This is a genomic window from Kitasatospora sp. NPDC093558 (assembly GCF_040683475.1).
Taxonomy (GTDB): domain Bacteria; phylum Actinomycetota; class Actinomycetes; order Streptomycetales; family Streptomycetaceae; genus Kitasatospora.
The window spans coordinates 1-5921 of sequence record NZ_JBFBDY010000395.1; the positions used below are offsets into that span (position 1 = coordinate 1).

The 5921-nt window shown below is 76.1% G+C and carries 5 protein-coding genes; 3 read left to right on the plus strand and 2 right to left on the minus strand.

Features of this window, described 5'->3' with window-relative positions:
• Positions 1-670 (minus strand): type VII secretion protein EccB (eccB, locus tag AB0O00_RS27330; protein ID WP_363656117.1); only part of this gene is annotated, 670 nt, incomplete at its 3' end.
• A gap of 152 nt (positions 671-822) precedes the next feature.
• Between eccB and AB0O00_RS27335 the strand changes: the two genes are divergently transcribed.
• From AB0O00_RS27335 to AB0O00_RS27345, 3 genes are all read left to right on the plus strand, one after another.
• Positions 823-3609 (plus strand): AfsR/SARP family transcriptional regulator, encoded by a 2787-nt coding sequence (locus AB0O00_RS27335; protein ID WP_363656119.1) that lies wholly within the window; start codon positions 823-825, stop codon positions 3607-3609.
• Positions 3606-4421: an MBL fold metallo-hydrolase gene (locus AB0O00_RS27340; protein ID WP_363656121.1), complete on the plus strand. Its 816-nt coding sequence runs from the start codon at positions 3606-3608 to the stop codon at positions 4419-4421. The genes AB0O00_RS27335 and AB0O00_RS27340 overlap by 4 nt, the downstream gene beginning before the upstream one ends.
• A 124-nt stretch (positions 4422-4545) precedes the next feature.
• Positions 4546-5352 (plus strand): DUF4389 domain-containing protein, encoded by an 807-nt coding sequence (locus AB0O00_RS27345; protein WP_363656123.1) that lies wholly within the window; start codon positions 4546-4548, stop codon positions 5350-5352.
• Here AB0O00_RS27345 and AB0O00_RS27350 read toward each other — a convergent pair.
• Positions 5349-5921 (minus strand): hypothetical protein (locus AB0O00_RS27350; RefSeq protein ID WP_363656125.1); only part of this gene is annotated, 573 nt, incomplete at its 5' end. The two genes, AB0O00_RS27345 and AB0O00_RS27350, sit on opposite strands and share 4 nt — an antisense overlap.

Below are 5921 nucleotides of genomic sequence, written 5' to 3' on the forward strand. Positions count from 1 at the left end.
ACGGTGTCGTGCCCGAGTAGCCCAGCGCCTGGATCGCCTTGTCCGCCGTGTCGACGCGCAGGCGCTGGCCCTGCCAGAGCAGGTGGACGGCGCCGTCCGGGGTGGTGACCAGCACGCCCTGGCCGGGCGCCAGTGCCTTGCCCTCGCGCGCCGGGTCCAGCTGCACGCCCAGTCTCGGCCCGGCCTCGCCGCCGCCCTGGGCCGGCTGGACCGTCCCGCACACCAGCCAGGTGCCGCCCGCGAGTTCGGCGGCCGGCGGCAGCCCGTCCGGGGCGCCCGGGATGCCGACCGGCGCGCCGCGCGGGGTGTCCGCGAGCGAGGCGCGGCTCACCTCCTCGACGGCCATCTGTTCGCCGGCCACGAGCTTCGCGCTGGTGTCGTTGAGGACCGGGTGGAGCTGCCCGCCGACGTAGAGGTAGCGGGCACCGGTCTCCTTGACCATCACCAGCGTGCCGGGCTTGGCCCACGCCGTGTCGCCGCCGGGCACCATCACCCCGTAGACGGCGGCCCCGAGGCCGATCAGCACGGCCAGCGCGAGCCCGGTCACCGCGCCCCTGGTGGTGCGTCCGGTCGGGGTGTCGGCGGCGTCGGGCTCGGCGCGCAGCATGCCGGAGGCGAGTCTGCTCACCACGAACAGGTGGGCCTGCACCTGGTCGCGTCGGGACTGCATCCACGTCCTCCCCGTGTCTCCGGGCGCCCGGCCGGGCGCCCCTCTCCGTGAACGGGGCCGACCGGCCGGGGCGTTCAACGGCGCCGGTCCGAGGCCGGCTACCGGCGGGTAAGCTGCGGCTCTACCGGAAACGTGACGGCAGGACGGAACGCATGGGGATACGGCTGCTCGGCCCGGTGGAGCTCCGGCTCGGCACCGGCACCCCCACCGCGGTCGGGGGTGCCCAGCGGCGGGCGGTGCTCGCCCTGCTGGCGCTGGAGCTGAACCGGACGGTCGCGGTGGAGCGGCTCGTCGGGCTGCTCTGGGACGTCGAGCCGCCGGCGCACCCCAAGGCCGCCCTGCAGGGCCACATCGCCGCTCTGCGCAAGCTGCTGGCCGGGCCGGGCTCGCCCTTCGAGCTGACGACCCGCTCCCCCGGCTACTGCCTCACCGGCGAAACGGCCGACGTCGACGCCCTGGCCGCCGAGGCCCTGGGCGAGCGGGCCGCCGCGACCGACGACGACGCCGCGGCCGCCGCACTCCTCGAACGGGCCCTGCGCCTTTGGCAGGGCGCGGCCCTCGCCGACCTCCCCGCCACCGCGCCCGCCGCGGTCCTGGCCCGCCACCTGGACGGGACGCGCACCGGGCTCCTCACCGCCTGGGCGCAGCGCCAACTCCGCCTCGGGCGCGGCTTCGCGGCCGTCCCGGCGCTGGAGCAGGCCGTCGCGGCGGACGGGCTGCGCGAGCCCGTCGTCGCCCTGCTGGTCCGCTGCCTGCACCGGAGCGGCCGGACCGCCGCCGCGCTGGAGGCCTACCACCGGGCCCGCGCGCGCCTCGCGGAGGAACTCGGCGTCGCCCCGGGCCGCGAGCTCCAGCAGGCCCTCTCCGACGTGCTCACCGAGGAGGAGCCCGACGAACCGCCGACGCTCGCACTGCCGGCGGCACCCGACCAACTCCCCACCGCACCGCGCGGGTTCGTCGGCCGCGAGGCGGAGGAGCGCTGGCTCGACGCCCAGTGCGGCCCGGACCGCACCGGGGACGGCCTGGCCGTGGTGGTCGGCCCGGCCGGGGTGGGCAAGACGGCGACGGTGGTCCGCTGGGCGCACCGCGCCGCGCCCGGCTTCCCTGACGGCCGGCTCTTCGCCGACCTGCGCGGCTTCGACCCGGCCGGTCCCGCCGACCCGGCGCACGCCCTCGGCCGCTTCCTGCGCGCGCTCGGCGTGCCCGAACTGGTGATCCCCGAGGAGCGCCCCGCCCGCGCCGCGCTGTTCCGCGAACGGACCCGCGGGCGACGGCTGCTGGTCGTGCTGGACAACGCCCGCAGCGCCGACGACGTCACCGACCTCCTGCCCGCGGGGCCGGACTGCGCCGCCGTCGTCACCAGCCGCACCAGCCTGGAGGAGCTGGTCGTCGCCGACGGCGCGGCGATGCTCCAGGTCGGCGTGCTGCCGGACGCCGACGCCCACCGCCTGCTCCAACTCCGCCTCACCGCCGAACGCGTGGCGGCCGAACCGGACGCGGCACGCCGCCTGGTCGAGCTGTGCGACCGCCTGCCCCTGGCCCTACGGATCGCCGCCGCCCGGCTCGCCGCCCGGCCCGGCTGGCAACTGGCCGACCTGGTAGCGGAGTTGACGGACGAACGCACCCGCCTGTCCACCCTCGCCACACCGGACGGCGCTCTCGGCGTCCACTCGGCACTGACTCTGACGTATCGCCACCTCCCGTCGCACGCACGGAGACTGCTGCCCCTCCTCACGCCCCACCCCGGCACCGAGGTCGACGTCCACGCGGCCGCCGCGCTGCTCGCCGCCGACACCGAGACGACCCGGCTCGCGCTCGGCTCCCTCGCCGCCCACCACCTGCTGACCGAGACCACCCCCGGCCGCTTCGCCCGCCACGACCTCGTCCGCCTGTACGGCGCCGAGCTGTTCGGGGACCTCCCGGCGGCCGGCCGGCAGGACGCGTTCCGCCGCCTCGTCGACTACGAGCTGCTCGCCACCGGCACGGCGATCCGCCGGCTGAACCCGTACCACGAGCCGTTCCTGCCCCCGGGCACCGGACACCTCGCCCTCCCCCGGCTCACCGACCCGCAGACCACGCTCGCCTGGTGCCACGCCGAGGAGCCGGTGCTGCGCGCGCTGGTCACGGCCGCCGCCGACCGCGGCGAGCACGACCGCGCCTGGCGCCTGGCCCGGGCGGCGGGAATCCTCTACTACGGGGCCGGGCGCGTCCACGACCGCCTCGCCTGCCTGCGCGTCGGGCTCGGCGCGGCACAGGCGAGCGGCGACCGCGAGGGCCTGGCCGCGATGGAGGCCGCGACGGCCTGCGCGCTCGGCTCCACCGGCCGCGTCGCCGAAGCGCTGCCCCTCGCCGCGCGGGCCGTCGAGCGCACCACGCCGGAGGACGGCAACCTGCACATCCACGCGCTGTCCGTGCGCGCCTCGATGACCGCCCTCACCGGCGACCAGATCGGCGCCGACCGCCTCTCCGACGCCGCCCTCGCGCTCGTCCGGCGCACCGGCCTGCGCGAGCACGCCGCCACCGTGCTCAGCAACGCCGCCGCGATCAAGGTCACGACCGGTGCCCCCGCCGCCGCGCTCGACCTCGCCCGCGAGACGCGCGACCTGCTCGCCGGGCAGCCCACCGCCAACGCCTACGTATGGGCGATGGTCAACGAGGCCTTCGCCCTGCACGCGCTGGACGACCCGCACGGCGCCGAGCTCACCTGGCGCGAGGCGCTGCACCTGTGCCGCTCCTCCGGCAACGTCCGCCTGCACGCCCTGGCGCACCGGCACTTCGGCGAGTTCCTGGACGCCCGGGGCCGTTCCGCCGAGGCCGCCGAACACCGGCGCACCGCCGGCGAGCTGTACACCGCGCACGGGGACGTCCAGCTGGCCGCCAACCTCGACCGGCTCCTGTCCCGCACCCCCGAGGCACCCCGAACCCTGGAGACGACGTGACCGTTCACCACCTGGACTGCGCCACGATGTGCCCGCTCGGCGGCCGCGCGCTGATGGGCGGCGGCGGTCGGCTGATCGGCCTGCTCTCGACGCACTGCCTGCTGATCGAGGGCGCCGACGGGCTGGTCCTCGTCGACACCGGCTTCGGCACCGAGGACGTCGCCCACCCACGAGAGCGCCTCGGGCGCCGCTTCCTCGCCACCGTCCGCCCGCGGCTCGACCCCGCCCGCACGGCCCTGCACCAGGTCCGCGCCCTCGGGCACGACCCGCGCGACGTCCGCGCCGTCCTGCTCACCCACCTCGACGTGGACCACGCCGGCGGCCTCGGCGACTTCCCCCACGCCGAGGTCCACGTGCTCGCCGACGAGCTCCGCGCCGCCCGCGCCGGCGCCACCTTCAACGAACGCGACCGCTACCGCCCCGCCCAGTGGGCGCACGGCCCCCAGTGGGTCGAGCACCGGCCGGACGCCGCCACCGAGGACTGGTACGGACTCCGCGCGATCCCCGTCCTCCCGGAGGCCGGCACCGACGTCCTCCTCGTCCCGCTCGCCGGCCACACCCGCGGCCACAGCGGCGTCGCCGTCCGCACCGGCGACCGCTGGCTGCTCCACGCCGGCGACGCGTACTTCAACCACGCCGACATCGCCCCCGGCTCCCCCCGCCGCCCGGCCGGACTCACCGCCTTCCAGCGCCTCCTGGCCGTCGACAACCCCGCCCGCGTCCACAACCTGGACCGCCTCCGCGAGCTCCAGCGCACCCGCTCCGCCGACGTCCGGATCATCTGCGCCCACGACCCGGCGTACCTCCTCTAATCCGTCCGGCTAATCCGTCCGGCGCAGTGCGGCGCGCGGGCCGGGCGGGCTGCTGGGATCTTCGGAAGGCACCCGGCCGCGCCCGACCGCCGGGGCCCGTCGTCCCGAGACCGTGGAGGCCCGGATGTGGCAGGCTCCCCCCGCCCCCGTCAGCCGTGAGTGGCTCCCGGTGCTGGACATGCCGGCGCCGGGGGCGCAGAACCGGTGGACGGTCCTGCTGCGCCTCCTGCTGCTGATCCCGCAGTTCGTGGTGGTGTGGGTGCTGTCGGTGGTGGCGTTCTTCGTCACGATCGCCGGCTGGTTCGGCGCGCTGGTGCTCGGCCGCCTGCCCGGCTTCGTGGCCGACTACCTGACCGCGTTCGTCCCGTACGACACCCGGGTCACCGCGTACCTGATGCTCATGCTCGACGACTACCCGCCGTTCCGGTTCCGGACGCCCGAGTACCCGGTGCGGGTCGAGCTGCGGCCCGGGGAGCTGAACCGGCTCGCCGTGCTGTTCCGCATCGTCCTCGTCATCCCGGCGGCGATCGTGCAGGGCCTCGTGTACGCGGGCTGGTGGATGGTGTGCTTCGTCATCTGGCTCGTGGTGCTGATCCTCGGCCGGATGCCGCAGCCGCTGTACGAGGCCAGCGCCGCGATCGTGCGCTACCGGATGCGCACCACCGCCTACTTCGTGATGCTCTCCTCCGCCTACCCCAAGGGCCTGTTCGGCGAGGAGACGGGCAGCGAGCCGGACGGACCGGTGTCCGCCACCCGGCCGCTCGTGCTGAGCGGCGGCGGGCGCGGCCTGCTCGTCGTCTTCCTCCTGCTCGGCGTGGTCTCCTGGGTGACGAGCTCGATCACGACCTCGGTGAACTCGGGCGACGACGACAACGACGGCATCAACCCGACCCAGCGCGTCATCGCGCCCCTGGTGCCGGGCCCGCGTTAGAGCCCGCTGGGCCAGTTGTAGCCGCTCGGCACGGTGACGGTCGCGTTCTCCGCGGCCGTGCCGTAGACCAGCGCGATCTCGTCGTGCGCGTGCAGGACGATCGCCGCCGGGTCGCCCGCCACCGCCTTGCCGTCCACGTAAGCGGTGAGCGTGTGGGTGGCGTCGGTGCGCAGCCCGCCGAGGTGGTCGGCGGAGGCGGATACCTGCCACTCGGTCAGGAACTGGCCGAGGCTGAAGTCGGCGGTCACCGGCGACTCGATGTGCACGACGCCGGTGGTGTCGTGGGTGTGCAGCGGGCTGATCTTCTGCGCTGCCTCGTCGATGCCGACCAGCGCGGGGACGGTCACCGGCTGCCCGTCGGCGTAGACGTCGAGGTGGGCGTGGATGTGCAGGGCGGTGCCCTCGGCGCCGAGCATCGGGAGTCCGGCCGCCTTCACCGCCGCCGCGACGTCGGCGGGCGCGTCCCAGGGCGGCGGGGTGGTGCGGCCCTCGGCGGTCGTGCGCGGGTGCGCCGGGACGCCGGAGGGGGACGTCGAGCTCTGGTTGGTCGCGATGACGCCGGCGATCCC

Excerpts from the sequence above, each read along its gene's own strand:
- AB0O00_RS27335 (WP_363656119.1), top strand. The coding sequence starts at position 823 with ATGGGGATACGGCTGCTCGGCCCGGTGGAGCTCCGGCTCGGCACCGGC.
- AB0O00_RS27345 (WP_363656123.1), top strand. The coding sequence starts at position 4,546 with ATGTGGCAGGCTCCCCCCGCCCCCGTCAGCCGTGAGTGGCTCCCGGTG.